This is a genomic window from Clostridium sp. SY8519 (assembly GCF_000270305.1).
Taxonomy (GTDB): domain Bacteria; phylum Bacillota; class Clostridia; order Lachnospirales; family Lachnospiraceae; genus SY8519.
The window spans coordinates 1,910,591-1,924,975 of record NC_015737.1; the positions used below are offsets into that span (position 1 = coordinate 1,910,591).

Genomic DNA, 14,385 nt, shown 5'->3' on the forward strand with positions numbered 1-14,385 from the left:
CAGGATCCCTGATATATTCAGCACTTCTTAAGAAGCTGCATTATAGCAGGGATCCTCTTTCTTTGATATCATCCGGATTTTGGCGCAGACTATCCCCATAATCCTTCTTTTTGCGGGGGCTTTTCTTTTACGCTGCAGAACTCTCTGTTTTTGGCTCGAATTCCTTCAGCTGCCCTGTCTGGAACCTATGGTATTTATTGATGTTCCGTCCGATCACAAACAGCATGAATTCCTTATACACTTTTTTGGATGATCGGTAGTTGAACCGGCGGAACCCCTCGTTTTCCTTGATGTCGCCAAAATGGCCTTCCGTCTGGATCGATCGGACCTGACGGTTATAGATGCCGTGCTCACTCTGGATGTTCCTGTGGCTCTCTGCTTTCAGCTCCTCCCAGGACTCATTGATCTTCATCATCTTGTTTTTGTCAGCATCCCGACCGGCATCATATTTATACAGGCATCTTCCTTTATGCGCGCATCCGCTGCAGTCCGCACATCCGTACACTTCCATGGTTTGTGTATAACCGTCCCGTTTATGTCTCTCTGTCCGGATATGCCGGAGGCTGCGGCCGTCATGGCAGCGGTAGTAACCCCCCTCATCATCTGCGCATTTCTCCATGTTGTAATGCCTGCCGATGTCGTTTTTATATGCGCGTGTTTTCATCTTCTCGTGTTCCTGCAGCTTGATGTAGCTGGTGATCCCGTTTTCTTTCAGATACAGGAGGTTCTTTTCGCTGCAGTATCCGCTGTCCGCAGTGAACTCTTCTGGATATCTCCCAAAGGCTGCTTTGTGTTTTTCCGCCACCGGGATCAAAGTATCATAGTCTGTCCGGTCGTTACTGACATAACTGTGGATAATGAAGTAGTTTTCCACTGCGATCTGTACATTATATGCCGGCTTTAACTGGCCGTTGAGCATGTGGTCTTCTTTCATCCGCATGAATGTTGCTTCCAGGTCTGTCTTGGAATAGCTGTTCCTGTCATCACCCATGATCTCAAAGCATTCCTTGTATTTCATCAAACGCCTTCCGCAGTTTTCCAGTTCCTCGTATAGCTTCTGGAGCTCCGTCCTGCGTTTCCCTTTTCCATTGGCGAAGATGATGTCCTCACCGTCTGCGATCTGCTTTAAGTTCTTCTGGAGCGTCAGCATCTCCAGCGGGGAGCAGTTGCTGATCCGGATCCGTGTATTGTTGGGAAGCTTTTTGTGTTTTGTGAGCTTTCTCTTCCTGTTCTTTTCAATGACTTCACGGACTTTGCCCATCCCTTCGATGGCAAACATCTTTACATTGTCTAATCCGTACTTTTCCTTATATCCTTCCTGATCCAGCAGCGTATTGTACCTTGCATAGAGCATATCAATCGTATCGAGCAGGCCGGCCAGATGGTAATTGATACTCCCCCTCCAGACGAACGTATACCGGTTGGCATTCGCCTCCAGCTTTGTCCCGTCCAGGAACAGGGTATCCAGGCTGATCAGGCCTTCCTTATGCAGGCGCAGGATGAACTGATAATGCAGATCATCCAGGATATCACCCGTCAGCTTCTTTCCGATGAAGTCGTAAAAGGCATCACGTTTCGGCTTCTCGCCTTTTGTCAGCCAGATGAAAGCGACATCCCGTTCACAGAGTTCAACGATCCGGTCCACGGAACGTATGCCCCGCATGTTCGCGTAAGTGACGACAGCAAACATCATGATCGGATTATACCCGGTTCTTCCCTTGGCAGAATAACGGCCGAGCAGACCGGAATAATCAAGATCCTCCATCACTTTTTTAAGGGTATAGACGGGGTCGTCGGCGGGTATGCCGATCTGATATAAGCTGAAGTTAATCTTCAGTTGCCCTTTTTCGAAAAAATCGTTATAATAATGATGTTTTTTTAGCATAGTTACATTATACAATGTAACGGGAGAAAGGTGGTCAGAAACGGCCATCTTTTTTCTTTTATTTCAAAGATGTCAGTCCTATCTGCGGACGCCAGCCCTGACAGTCGCTTTCGCGGTGGCTGTTTGCCAGAGTCAATATGATCAGTTCGGGGAGAACTTGGGATATCAGCCTTGCGGGATCCATCCTCTGGTGATGTCATACATTCGGCACGCAAGGTTTATGAGCCAGATCATATGAACAGAAAAGGATCCGACCAAACTCATTTCGAGTCTGGACGGATCCCGTTTTTAGCCGTCTATTTCCCGACAGCCCCTTTTTTGCCTGGAAACAAGGGGAGGCAGGCAAAAGGATCACAGCATCATAACTGCAAGAGTATCCCATCTATATATTTTATATATGGGTAATAACAGCAATACAGCAGGACAAGGAAAAGAGGCTGTTGCAGGCTTTTGTTTGTATTTTATTGTGGACAAAAATGCTCCAATCTGGAAATTATAGACGGAAGGAGTATAATGAACTGCAACTTACAAATGAAAATATTCGTTTTGCGCCGATGAGCCAGAACTGATGACGCAAACGGATGTACCCATGGCATCGAATGATGTTCCGTTTTTCCGCTGAAAGAGTATTCTGTGATACACAGGAGAAAATGGAGCATTTCGATATATGATTTCGATAGAATCAAGCAACTGAGAGAAAGGGAAGGGGAAAGAAAGCATGAAGTCGAAAGCAGTTCGCAGATTATTATCAGTCGGAAGTGTTACGGTGACACTTGCCGGGGGAAGTATGCTGCAGCCGGCCATTACCGCGTATGCGGGGGAAACGCCTGCCGGAGCCCAGGAGAAAGCCCAGGAGGCATCCGCCAAAGCCGGAGCAGATACCTCCGACAGCGGACAGACAGAGTCAGCAGGGGCAAGCCGTGGAAAAACAACGAAGATTACCAATCCAGACGGAACCGTCACCACACACCATGAGCATCCGGATGATTATGCGGATGCGGTAGAAGCGGCAGCAAAAGCGCCAGCAGGGGGCACCAAAGAGACAAAAGTATCCGAAGACGGCAAAACCACAACGCATGCACTGCACTGGACGGATGCGGATCAGACAGAACATACGCGAACCGTGCATGACACAGATACCAGTACGGATCCGACCGAACAGACTGTGACAGAGGACGGTTCATCCGTTCAGACAGATTATTCGGAGCCGATATACGATCATACGGATGAAAAAGGCGTAAAGTGGTATCGGGTAGGGGAACGTCTTGTGAAAAACCCGACGACTACCATTACGCGGAATTCCGGAAAGTCAAAGAAGGCAACGGTTAAAGAGACAACCAAAAAAACGGAGACCCATCAGGAACAGTATACAGAGACAGAAACCTATACAGAAAAAGAAAAAGTACAGGTCGGAACCAAGAAGGAGAAAATTAAAGAGCCCATTTCCGGAATTTACGGGAATGACGAAACCCTGGCGGCCATCAAAAGCACCCTGGGGGATTATGGCGTAACCGCCGGCGAAGTGAAAGTCGAGAATGACTTTGAGTCCAATGTGCATGCGGGTGTCCTCTTCGCAAACAAGGATATGGGTACAAGCGCGCACTATATATACAGATACCAGCAGATTCCGAACCAGGCGGACACTGACGGCAAAAACAGTACGGTAGAAGGATTCCGCCAGGACATGGAGCGGCTGCAGTTCCGCCAGGGCGAGGACGCTTCTCTGACCACTGCCTTCGGCAATACTGATACTTCGAAGGAAATGGTAACCAGTGAGAAGTTTAACAGCGATCCGAATGACCACAGGTATAACATTCAGGTAGATGCAGATAAGAACGGGACGGTGGATCAGACAGTGACCGTAAGCAATGTGTCCTCGGTGACGGTAAAAGACGCCTCCTGCAAGGAAGTTGGTCAGACCTTAGACGCGGTGACTGACCTGGCAACACAGCTGATGGAGAAGCAGGAGTCAGCAGGCGTGACAAAGGGTACAGCGGATCAGAACAACAGCAGCCTGGATGTAAGAAACGCGGCCGGACAGGCAGGCGGGAAGAACGGTTATGAAGTGGTCTACGCGACGGTTACAGCAGTACCGACCGTCGAACTGGACTGGTCAAACGTAGATCAGGCAAAGCTTGGACAGGATGGATACTGGGGGATGTCTTCTGAGGAACAGGCAGAATACGTCACTACACACCAGATCGGAAAAGTATCCTATCAGCTGGCCGGATTTACGGGAACAGATACCATGAAGGTTTCCATGAAGGGAAATCAGATCATCGTCATCAATGTGCAGGCGGGCAATGCCTCCGAGATCAAGCTGAATCAGTTCCGGATTTCCGCGGATGAGGATGGAAAGATCAATGAATTCCGTTCCCAGGATCAGGATGCGAACACCTCCAGATACGCCCAGCAGATCGTATTCAACTTCGGGGATTATCAGGGAGATCTTCTGTTTGAAGGATCTCTTGCAGGCACCTTTATCGCGCCGAAAGCCAATGTAACAGTAGCGCATACCTCTACAGGCCAAATTGTTTCAAAGTCTTTCCGGAATACAAATGGAGAATGGCATTATACCGGCAACAGCGCGGGAACCAGGATAACAGAAACAGAAGTGCCGCTGTATGAGGAGCGGGAGGTGACAAAGACCCGTGAAGTGACCAGAACCAGGGACGTAACCAGAGATATCATCGAAAACAATCTGTATTACCTGACCTGGAAAGACGCAGATGTGATAACGCATACAGGCGGCGAGGAGACGACAGAGTTTATCTTTAAGCCCGAGGCAGAACTGGCAGTTATCCCGAAACCGGACACCCCGTCAGACCAGCCGTCGGAACCTGAGCATAACACACCGGACACCCCGTCAGATCAGCCGTCGCAGCCTGGAAATAACACGCCGGACACCCCGTCGGATCAGCCATCGAAGCCTGAGAATAACACGCCGGGAACCCCGTCGGATCAGCCGTCGAAGCCTGAAAATAACACGCCGGGAACCCCGTCAGACAAACCGACAGTTCCGGATCACCCCACAGACTCGGAAACACCAAAGACTTCAGATTCCGGAAACGGGACCGGTGGGAAAACAACTGCCGGGACTCCGGTTCACCATTCCAGGGAGTCCCAAAAAGGAAACCGTGCTTCCGCAGCCCGGACAGCAACAGCCGTGAAGATCAGAAAAAGTGTGCAGACCGGCGACAGCAGCCACAGCGTATACTATGGGGCGCTGGAACTGATCAGCGTAGGACTGGCAGGAGCAGGAGCCGCCCTGCTGCTGCGGAGAAGAAAGCGCTCATAAGCATACGGACGGGAGCTCAGGGGCTGCCGGAAGTTTTTTCAGCCGGAAAGAACCGGATCAGTCCATTGTACAGATAGGGATAACTCTGGGAAAACCGGTGGTAATGTCCTTTCCATACATGAAACATCAGATTGCCCTTCCCGAAGCCCCGGTCTGTGTATCGAAACTGCTTTGTTTCCTGTTTCAGATACCGGACCTGGCTTTGGGTCGCCCGGTACATAAAGTCTTCCGAACCGGTGGCGGCAAAAATATAATAATCTTTCCTGGAATATTCCAGCCGTTCTGCAGCCTGTGCCATATGCCGGGCTGCAGTTTGGTACTGGGAAAGATCCGCGGCGGCGCTTGGGTAGGCAGGCATGCTCATGGGCAGAAAGTATTTAAAGTAGTTCAGATGGGCTTCAAACGCCTGCCAGGTTTCGAGGCCGCCCATGGAAAAGCCGGCCATTCCCCGGTGTTCGCGGGAAGCAGTCAGATCCTTCTTTTTCACAGACGCGGCATAGGTGGAATACTTACTTTCCGCGGCAGGGATCAGCTCGGTGCCGATCTCATGCTGCAGGCCTTCGATCGCATGGAAATAGTCTTTGTATTCCTCTGTAATATTCATGGCCACGACGATCAGCGGACGGATTTCCTTTTCTTTGATCATATGGTCTAACATGTATTTAAACGGCCGGGGAGACATGGGAGACCCCAGAAATGTCCGGTAACTGGCGCCGCGGCCATGGGCCAGGTAAAGAATATCGTAGCGTTTTTGGCTGGAGTAGCCTGCCGGCAGATATACCATGGCATGTTTGGTGACGGTGCGCTTTCCTTCGGAAATCATCCGGCTGCGGTAAGTCAGGACTTCCAGACGGCCGCCGTCTTTTACCGCTTGTTCATAGCCTTCCGGAACCGTGCGGATACCCGTCAGGGCGGAGGGTGAGGTATGCATGGAATCCCCGCTGTTTTCCTCCGGGCCGCTTGGCTTTGCTGCCGCGGAGGGGGCAGAAGAGACGGCTTTGGAAGAGGTACGGGCAGGTTCCCGGGTTGTGCCGCAGGCGCAGAGCATCAGTCCCAGAAGCGCGGCAGCCAGACAGGAAAAGATTCGTTTCATAAAAATAAAAAACTCCTTTTTGTAATGCTTTTTCGTATTTTAACATGTGTTTTTTGCACATGTAAGTCTTTTTTTGGTGACCATACGGAATTTTTTCCGCCTGATTTTCCGGTTTTTCCAATGAGAGCGGTGGGGACGGTTGAAAAAAAGTGGATGCATGATGTATAATTTCATTGACGAATCAGTAAACGAGGAGGGATCTGTATGGAAATTACAAAAACAGTGCAGGGAATTTCCATTACCTGCCAGGCAGTATTTGCGGGAGATGATCTGAATCTGACGATTTACGGGGGAGAGCGTCCCCATATTGGCTGTGTGGTTCTGAGCATCCCGCGGCCGAGCCTGACCGGAACAGGCACCGGCGTAACATCATCTGTGCTGAACCTCCCGGGACATAAAGAGGAGTCTGTGGCTCGGATGTTTGCCGAATATGCCGCGAAGAAATACGGACGGACGACTTGCTGCACCTGTGGAATTCACATGGATCAGGCAACGAAGGGACAGCTTAAGACCATTGAAGTGATCTGCGGAGATATCCTGAAAGAATTTGATCAGTGGCTTAAGGACAGCAAAGGAAAAGGAGTATAGAACATTGCTGATCACCAGAGAGACAGATTACGCGCTTCGTGTACTGCGCGTGCTAACAGACGGAGAGAGACATACGATGAAAGCGCTGTGCGAAACGGAGGAAATTCCTCAGCAGTTTGCCTACAAGATCATTCGGAAACTGGCAGACGCGGATATGATTTCCTGCACCAGAGGAGTCAACGGCGGCTGTCAGCTGAAAAATGACCTGGCAGAGTATACACTCTATGATCTGATCACAACGATTAACCCGGACCGCTACGTCAATGCGTGCATGGACCCCCATTACAGCTGCGACTGGCGGCAGAAGCATGACGGACACTGCGGACTGCACAACCGCCAGAAGGAAGTGCAGAATGAGATGGAGCATCTGCTTCGGGGGTACCGCCTGAGCGACATGATGCAGGAAGATATCCATGCCAGAGAATCCGGAAAATAATGCAGAAAGACCCGCGGCGGCGGTTTCGGCAGATGGTTCTGCCGAAACCGCTGCCCGCGGGTCCTTTTTTTGTACTCTGAAATATTCTTAGGAGGAAATCCCCGTCCGGTGGGGCAAGTCGTCCCTCCTGGCTTTTCATCCGCCTGGAAGAAATCCCCGGCCGGTGCGGGGTGCGTTCCTTATTCGGAGTCGCGTACAATCTGCTCAATCAGCCGCGCGGTTTCGTCGATGCCGAATTCCCCGCTGTTGATGGAAATATGATAATTTTCCGCGCGTCCCCATTTCTGTCCGGTGTAATAGCGATAGTGGGCGGCCCGTTTGCCGTCCTTTTCTTTAATGCGCCGGGCCGGTTTTTCCCTGGTTTCGCCAAAGCGCGCAACGATCCGTTTGCAGCGGTAGTCCAGATCCGCATGGATAAAAACTTTCAGGACATCCTCCCTGTCTTTCAGCAGGAAGTCTGCGCAGCGGCCGATGATCACACAGGGCCCCTGATCGGCGATTTCCCGTATGACTCGGCATTCCGCGGCCCAGAGGCGGTCCGGAATGGAAAGTCCCTGGGGATCCCGTCCCACAAAGTTATATACAAAACGGGAGCGGAGAGGCGCCTCTTCGTCTTCGTCATTTACGATTTCATAGGCGTAGCCGGATTCCTCGGAAATTTTTTCTACCAGTTCCTGGTCATAATACGGAATGCCCAGATCTTCCGCCACTTTCATACCGATGGTGTGGCCGCCGCTGCCGAACTGTCTGCTGATGGTAATAATATTTTTTTTCATAGAACGCTCCTCCTTCTGTTATGACATGATGTAAAACAGTGTGTTCTGTTTGTCTTTATTATATCTGAAAATTAAGCGAAAATATCTGGAAAAGTATTGGAAATTATATGCAAATCAGGAATAAGTGCATCTTTTTGGCGAACCGATGGTATTCCATAAGGGGTCACGGGTTACCAAATGGTAATAATGCACAAAAACCAAGCAGGTTTTTGTGTAATCATACAAAAAGCCGGCTGATTGCGCAAATTTGATTAAAAATGATTGAAAACCCTGGGTAATGCTGATATATTATGACTGAAATTGAAAGAATACGGGAATAAATGAAAAAGCGCTCGGATCACCCGATGACGGATGACAGGACTGGGCAGAAGGGAGCGATGAATTTTGCTGGCAGAAGAACGAATGAACGCGATCTGTGAGATTGTGAACCGGCAGGGAGCAGCGACTGTGACCGAGCTGGCGGAAGAACTTGACATTTCCGAATCCACCATCCGCAGAGACCTGATTGCGCTGGACGGCAGCAGCCGCCTGCGGAAAGTCAGGGGCGGCGCCACTTCCCTGCGGGATGAATTCATTGGTTTTGAAAAGGATATCGCCACCAAGTCGGAACAGAATATGCCGGAGAAGCGCCGGATCGGTGCTTACGCGGCAAGCCTGGTGTATAACGATGACTTTGTGTTTCTCGATGCGGGAACGACGACCCTGTGTATGGCAGAGGAACTGAGAGATTCCAAAGCCACATTTGTCACCAACGGCCTGCTGCAGGCGGAAGCGCTGAGCAGATTCGGATGCCGGGTGTATCTGCTGGGCGGGGAGCTGAAGGCCACGACAGGAGCCATAGTGGGGATGCAGGCAGTCCGGAGCCTGCAGCAGTATAACTTCACCAAATGCTTTCTGGGTGTGAACGGAATTACACGGAAGCAGGGGGTGACCACTGCGGACCCGGAAGAGGCCATGTTAAAGCGCACCGTATCGGAACAGTCCTTTGTCAGCTACGCGCTGGCAGACAGCACCAAGTTCAATACTGTATACGCGGTACAGATTGTACCGCTGAACAGAGTCTGCATCCTGACGGACCGCCTGACGGAGCCGTCACTCGCGGAACACACTATAATCAAGGAGGTACCGTAATCTATGATTTATACTGTAACACTGAATCCGGCGCTGGATTATGTGATCAGCCTGGAGGGAGCGCTGACACCGGGCAGCATTAACCGGACAGACACGGAAGCGATTGTCTTGGGCGGAAAGGGCATCAATGTTTCCACGATTCTCCATAATCTGGGGGAAGATACGAAAGCCCTCGGATTTGTGGCAGGGTTTACCGGGGACGCGCTGGAAAGCGGACTGGCTGCCAAGGGCATTTCCAGTGATTTTATACACCTGGAGCAGGGCATGACCAGGATCAATGTAAAGGTTAAGGCAGACCGGGAAACAGAGATCAACGGCAAGGGGCCTGAGATTCCGGAAGAGGCCCGGGCACAGCTGTTTGAAAAGTTAGAGAAACTGACCTCAGCGGACGTGCTGGTGCTGTCCGGCAGCATTCCGAAATCCATGCCTTCGGATATTTATGAACAGATTCTGGCGCATATCCGGGAGAATCAGGTGATGACAGTGGTGGACACTACCGGCGAGATGCTGATGAAGATCCTGAAATATCATCCGTTTCTGATCAAACCGAATCATATCGAGCTGGGGGAACTGTTCGGCGTGACCCTGAAGAGTGAAGAGGAAATCATTGCGTATGCAGGCAGACTGCAGCAGCTGGGCGCCCGGAATGTCCTGGTATCCATGGCGGGAGACGGCGCGATCCTGGTGGATGAGAACGGCGGTCACTGCCGGCAGGCGCCGTGCAGCGGTACCGTGCGCAATTCTGTGGGCGCCGGAGATTCCATGGTGGCCGGTTTCCTGAGCGGATATCTCAGAACCGGGGACTACCGCTATGCGCTGCAGCTGGGCACAGCAGCCGGCGGCGCCACCGCTTTTTCCGTGGGAATCGCGGAACAGGCGGATATTATGAAACTGCTGAAACAGATTCAGAACTGATTCACACACCGGTTTTGCCGGAGATGGATTACTGATAGAAAAGGAGGAGTTGTCGATGAAAATCAGAGACATCCTGAAGCCGGAGAGTATCCTGCTTCATACATCTGTCCGGGATAAGGCAGATGCGATTGATACGCTGGTGGATCTGCAGGAAAAAGGCGGACATCTGACCGATAAAGACAAATACCGGGAAGCGATTCTTGCCAGGGAAGCGCAGACCAGTACGGCGATTGAAATGGGAATTGCGGTTCCCCACGCCAAGACATCCGCGGTTACAAGCCCCGGACTGGCGGCCATGACACTGGATGAGGGGATTGATTACGAGTCCATGGACGGTCAGCCCTCGGATCTGTTCTTTATGATTGCCGCGCCGGAAGGCGGGGAAGAGCATCTGCAGATCCTGTCCCATATGATGGTCATGCTGATGGATCCTGACTTCTGTGGTAAATTAAGGGCTGCTCAGACCCCGGAAGAGTTCCTTTCCGTCATCAATGCCTTTGAAGCGGAAAAATACCCGGATGAGCCGGAAGAAGAGACAGGGGCTGACACGGCGGATGCTGCAGGAGAAGAGGAACGGATCCGGGTGCTGGCGGTAACCGCATGTCCCACCGGAATTGCCCATACCTATATGGCAGCGGAAGCCCTGGAAAAATCCGCGGAAGCCAAAGGAATTAAGATAAAAGTGGAAACCAACGGCAGCGACGGCGTCAAACACCAGCTGACCCCGGAGGAAATCGAAGCCTGTGACGGAATTATCGTGGCGGCAGACAAGAAGGTAAATACCGCCCGGTTTGACGGGAAGAAATGCATCATCACAAAGGTGGCAGACGGTATCCACAAACCGGACGAAATGATTGACCGGATTTTGGCCGGAGATGCGCCGGTGCACCACGAAGCCGGCGGCGCTTCAGCCGCAGAGCAGACGGAGGAAAAAGAAAGCGCGGGACGTCAGTTCTACAAGCATCTGATGAACGGTGTCTCCCATATGCTTCCTTTCGTTGTCGGCGGCGGTATCCTGATCGCGCTGTCCTTCCTTCTGGACAACCGTGCCATTGATCCGTCTCATTTCGGATCCAACCTGCCGATTGCCCATATGTTCAATGTTATCGGAAACGCGGCCTTCGGCCTGATGCTTCCGGTTCTGGCCGGATTCATCGCCATGTCCATCGCGGACCGTCCGGGTCTTGCCGTGGGTTTTGTGGGCGGTATGCTGGCAAAAGTGGGCAACAGTTTCTGGGATTTTGACGGAAAGGCAGGAATCAGCGCAGGATTTCTCGGCGCGATGGTAGCAGGTTTCTTGGCCGGTTATATTGTGCTTTTACTGAAGCGCTCCACCGCGAAAATGCCCCAGTCGATGCAGGGCCTGCGGCCGATTCTAATCTATCCCCTGGCCGGTATATTCATCATGGGTGTGGTGATGCTCCTGATCAATCCGGTGATGGGAGCGATCAATACAGGAATTTCCAACCTGTTAAATTCCATGAGCGGCGTATCCATTGTCCTTCTGGGCGCGGTGTGCGCGGCTATGATGGCCGTGGATATGGGCGGCCCGATCAACAAGGCGGCGTATCTGTTCGGTACGGGTATGCTGGCCAGCGGCAATTATAAAGTAATGGCAGCGGTAATGATCGGCGGTATGGTGCCTCCGATTGCAATTGCCCTGTGCGCAACCTTCTTCCCGAAGAAATTCACAAAAGGGGAGCGGCAGAGCGGAATTATCAATTATGTCATGGGACTTTGCTTTATTACAGAAGGCGCGATCCCGTTCGCGGCAGCAGATCCGGCCAGAGTGATTCCGGCCAGTGTGGCAGGCGCGGCGGTATCCGGCGGACTGGCTATGAAGTTCGGATGTACGCTGCAGGCTCCCCACGGCGGAATCTTCGTATTCCCGGTAGTGGGTAATGTAGGCGGTTATCTGATCGCGCTGGCAGTCGGCTCCATCGTGGGCATGTTTGTACTGGCGGTTCTGAAGAAAAACAAGACAGCGGAAGAAATGGAAGCCGCCGGTACGGCAGCAGGACTGAAACTGGAGTAGTCCGCGGCACTTTTTATAAATTGCAGTAGACGTGGTTTTCCGTGTGATGATAAAATAAAAGCAGGACAGCCGGCGGAGGGATCCGTATCCATCCGCCGGACTGCATACAGAGAATGAAATGGAGGAATCATTATGGTATCACAGAAAGTTACATTAACAAACAGTCAGGGTCTTCATATGCGTCCGGCAAAGGAATTTTCCGCCGCAATGAGCAAATTTGCCAGCGATGTGACCATTGATTTTAACGGGAAAAACATCAATGCCAAAAGCATTATGAATCTGATGGCTGCCTGCATCAAAGTCGGCAGCGAGATCGAAATCAAGTGTGACGGCGCGGATGAAGCCGAAGCGCTGGCCAAGGCTGTTGAACTGGTGGAAAGCGGATTCGGCGAAGAGTAAGACGGAGAAAGACTATGATTCTGAAGGGAACAGCAGCATCTGCCGGTATCGGTATCGGCAAGGTGTATATCGTATCGAATGATCTGCCGGATTATTCCGGCGTGCAGGCCGGTTCGCCGGAAGAAGAGAAACAGCGGCTTACAGATGCCATCGCGCAGTTTCGCAGCATGACGGAAGAGATGGCGGAAAAAACCAGAATCCATGTGGGCGAGAAGGAAGCAGGCATTCTGGAAGGCCAGCTGGAGATGATCGCGGATCCGATGATGGAAGAGCAGATGCAGGATGCGATTGCCGGCGGCAGCAGCGCGGAAGCGGCAGCAGCGCAGGTACTGGAATTCTTTGCGTCGATGATGCGGGATACCGGGGACGAGATGATGATGCAGCGGGCCAGCGACATCGGCGATATGGAGAACCGGATCTTAAAGATCCTGATGGGCATCGAGCAGATTTCCCTGTCGGATCTGACAGAGCCTACGGTATTGGTGGCGAAGGATTTCACCCCTTCCATGACCGTCGGCATAAACAAAGACATGGTTGCCGGGATTCTGACGGAAACCGGCGGATTTACCAGCCATACCGCGATTCTTGCCCGGCAGATGGGACTTCCGGCAATTCTGGGAATTCCGGGAGTGACAGAGGCTATGGCGGATGCGCAGACTGCGGCGGTGGACGGCCGCAGCGGAAAAGTGGAAACGGATCCGGCAGGAGAAGCGCTGGCGGAATGGGAAGAAAAGCTTTCTGCCTGGAAAGAAGAACTGGAGCTTCTGGCCCAGTACAAAGAGAAAGACACGGTTGACGCGGACGGCAGAACCTATGCCCTGTATGCCAATATCGGAAGCCCGGAAGAGGCCCGGATGGCAGCAACCTACTCCGCGGAAGGCATCGGACTGTTTCGAAGCGAATTCCTGTTTATGGACCGGACGGAACTGCCCACCGAAGAAGAGCAGTACGAAGCATACAAGAAAGCTTCCGATGCCATGCGCGGCAGGGAAGTGATTATCCGTACCCTGGATGTGGGCGGGGACAAGGAAATCTCCTACCTGAATCTTCCGAAGGAAGAAAATCCCTTCCTGGGATATCGGGCGATTCGTTTTTGCTTAGACCGGGAGGAAATGTACCGCACCCAGCTGCGCGCGCTGCTGCGGGCAGGAGCAGAAAATAAAAACATCAAGATTATGGTGCCGCTGGTGACCTGTGTGGAGGAAATCCGCAGAGTGAAGGAACTGACGGAAGCCTGCAAGGCAGAGCTGGAAGCCGAAGGCCTTGCCTACGACAAAGACATTGCGGTAGGCATTATGACAGAAACGGCAGCTTCCGCGCAGATTGCGGATCTGCTGGCCAAAGAGGCGGACTTTTTCAGTATCGGCACCAATGACCTGATTCAGTACATCATGGCCTGCGACCGGGGAAATACGCAGATCGCGTCCCTGTACTCTCCGTTCCAGCCGGCAGTGCTCCGGGCGATTCGCAGGATTATTCAGAGCGCGAAGGAAGCCGGGATTCCGGTCGGCATGTGCGGAGAAGCAGCAGCAGATCCCCATATGATTCCGCTGCTTATGACCTGGGGACTGGATGAATTTTCCGTTGGCGTGGGATCGGTGCTTTCTGTCCGGGCCCGGATCGCGGGCATCCATTCCGCGGAAGCGAAGGAGCTGACGGACCGCGTGATGCAGGCGGCTACCCTTGCGGAAGTCCGGGACATCCTGGGCATCTGACAGAACAGAAAATCCGCCGAAACAGAGGATCTGCGGATACAGACGCAACGAAGAAGCTGTCACTGTGGTGGCAGCTTCTCCTTTTTACCCGATTTTTAAATTCACTCTGTTAAA

General features: G+C 52.1%; 11 protein-coding genes. 8 read left to right on the plus strand and 3 right to left on the minus strand.

What is annotated here, in order from left to right; translation table 11 throughout:
* Positions 1 to 127: 127 nt before the first annotated feature.
* A complete protein-coding gene (locus CXIVA_RS08930) occupies positions 128 to 1,885 on the minus strand; it encodes an IS1182 family transposase (RefSeq protein WP_347475624.1) in 1,758 nt (585 codons plus the stop codon).
* Positions 1,886 to 2,603: 718 nt separating this feature from the next.
* Here CXIVA_RS08930 and CXIVA_RS08935 point away from each other — a divergent pair.
* Positions 2,604 to 5,183, plus strand: coding sequence for a hypothetical protein (locus CXIVA_RS08935; protein ID WP_013977696.1), 2,580 nt, complete (start codon positions 2,604 to 2,606; stop codon positions 5,181 to 5,183).
* 16 nt (positions 5,184 to 5,199) lie between these two features.
* Here the strand turns inward: CXIVA_RS08935 and CXIVA_RS13485 are convergent, their stop codons facing one another.
* Positions 5,200 to 6,276 carry an alpha/beta hydrolase-fold protein gene (locus CXIVA_RS13485; RefSeq protein ID WP_013977697.1) on the minus strand — a complete coding sequence of 359 codons (1,077 nt, stop codon included), beginning with the start codon at positions 6,274 to 6,276 and terminating at the stop codon, positions 5,200 to 5,202.
* A gap of 204 nt (positions 6,277 to 6,480) precedes the next feature.
* Here CXIVA_RS13485 and CXIVA_RS08945 point away from each other — a divergent pair, with 204 nt between their 5' ends.
* Both CXIVA_RS08945 and CXIVA_RS08950 read left to right on the plus strand, forming a co-directional pair.
* Entirely contained in the window at positions 6,481 to 6,864 is a 384-nt protein-coding gene (locus CXIVA_RS08945; RefSeq protein ID WP_013977698.1) for a hypothetical protein, read from the plus strand.
* Positions 6,865 to 6,868: 4 nt separating this feature from the next.
* Positions 6,869 to 7,300 (plus strand): Rrf2 family transcriptional regulator, encoded by a 432-nt coding sequence (locus CXIVA_RS08950; RefSeq protein ID WP_013977699.1) that lies wholly within the window; start codon positions 6,869 to 6,871, stop codon positions 7,298 to 7,300.
* A gap of 179 nt (positions 7,301 to 7,479) precedes the next feature.
* On the opposite strand, the gene CXIVA_RS08955 is transcribed toward CXIVA_RS08950, so the two are convergent.
* Positions 7,480 to 8,076, minus strand: a complete 597-nt coding sequence (locus CXIVA_RS08955) for a cytidylate kinase-like family protein (protein ID WP_013977700.1) — start codon at positions 8,074 to 8,076, stop codon at positions 7,480 to 7,482.
* A gap of 384 nt (positions 8,077 to 8,460) precedes the next feature.
* Between CXIVA_RS08955 and CXIVA_RS08960 the strand changes: the two genes are divergently transcribed.
* The 5 genes from CXIVA_RS08960 (at position 8,461) to ptsP (ending at position 14,271) form a co-directional block, all read left to right on the plus strand.
* Entirely contained in the window at positions 8,461 to 9,207 is a 747-nt protein-coding gene (locus CXIVA_RS08960; protein ID WP_013977701.1) for a DeoR/GlpR family DNA-binding transcription regulator, read from the plus strand.
* 3 nt (positions 9,208 to 9,210) lie between these two features.
* The gene (gene pfkB / locus CXIVA_RS08965) at positions 9,211 to 10,122 is read left to right on the plus strand and encodes a 1-phosphofructokinase (protein WP_013977702.1); all 912 of its coding nucleotides are present in this window, start codon (positions 9,211 to 9,213) and stop codon (positions 10,120 to 10,122) included.
* A 55-nt stretch (positions 10,123 to 10,177) separates the two neighbouring features.
* The gene (locus CXIVA_RS08970; protein ID WP_013977703.1) at positions 10,178 to 12,157 is read left to right on the plus strand and encodes a fructose-specific PTS transporter subunit EIIC; all 1,980 of its coding nucleotides are present in this window, start codon (positions 10,178 to 10,180) and stop codon (positions 12,155 to 12,157) included.
* A 132-nt stretch (positions 12,158 to 12,289) separates the two neighbouring features.
* On the plus strand, positions 12,290 to 12,556 hold the full coding sequence (locus CXIVA_RS08975; RefSeq protein ID WP_013977704.1) for an HPr family phosphocarrier protein: 267 nt from the start codon (positions 12,290 to 12,292) through the stop codon (positions 12,554 to 12,556).
* 14 nt (positions 12,557 to 12,570) lie between these two features.
* A complete protein-coding gene (ptsP, locus tag CXIVA_RS08980) occupies positions 12,571 to 14,271 on the plus strand; it encodes a phosphoenolpyruvate--protein phosphotransferase (protein ID WP_013977705.1) in 1,701 nt (566 codons plus the stop codon).
* The last annotated feature ends 114 nt before the right edge of the window (positions 14,272 to 14,385 follow it).

Coding starts and splice junctions, on each gene's coding strand:
- CXIVA_RS08930 (WP_347475624.1), bottom strand. CDS start 1,885: ATGCTAAAAAAACATCATTATTATAACGATTTTTTCGAAAAAGGGCAA.
- CXIVA_RS08935 (WP_013977696.1), top strand. CDS start 2,604: ATGAAGTCGAAAGCAGTTCGCAGATTATTATCAGTCGGAAGTGTTACG.
- CXIVA_RS13485 (WP_013977697.1), bottom strand. CDS start 6,276: ATGAAACGAATCTTTTCCTGTCTGGCTGCCGCGCTTCTGGGACTGATG.
- CXIVA_RS08945 (WP_013977698.1), top strand. CDS start 6,481: ATGGAAATTACAAAAACAGTGCAGGGAATTTCCATTACCTGCCAGGCA.
- CXIVA_RS08955 (WP_013977700.1), bottom strand. CDS start 8,076: ATGAAAAAAAATATTATTACCATCAGCAGACAGTTCGGCAGCGGCGGC.
- pfkB (WP_013977702.1), top strand. CDS start 9,211: ATGATTTATACTGTAACACTGAATCCGGCGCTGGATTATGTGATCAGC.
- CXIVA_RS08970 (WP_013977703.1), top strand. CDS start 10,178: ATGAAAATCAGAGACATCCTGAAGCCGGAGAGTATCCTGCTTCATACA.
- CXIVA_RS08975 (WP_013977704.1), top strand. CDS start 12,290: ATGGTATCACAGAAAGTTACATTAACAAACAGTCAGGGTCTTCATATG.
- ptsP (WP_013977705.1), top strand. CDS start 12,571: ATGATTCTGAAGGGAACAGCAGCATCTGCCGGTATCGGTATCGGCAAG.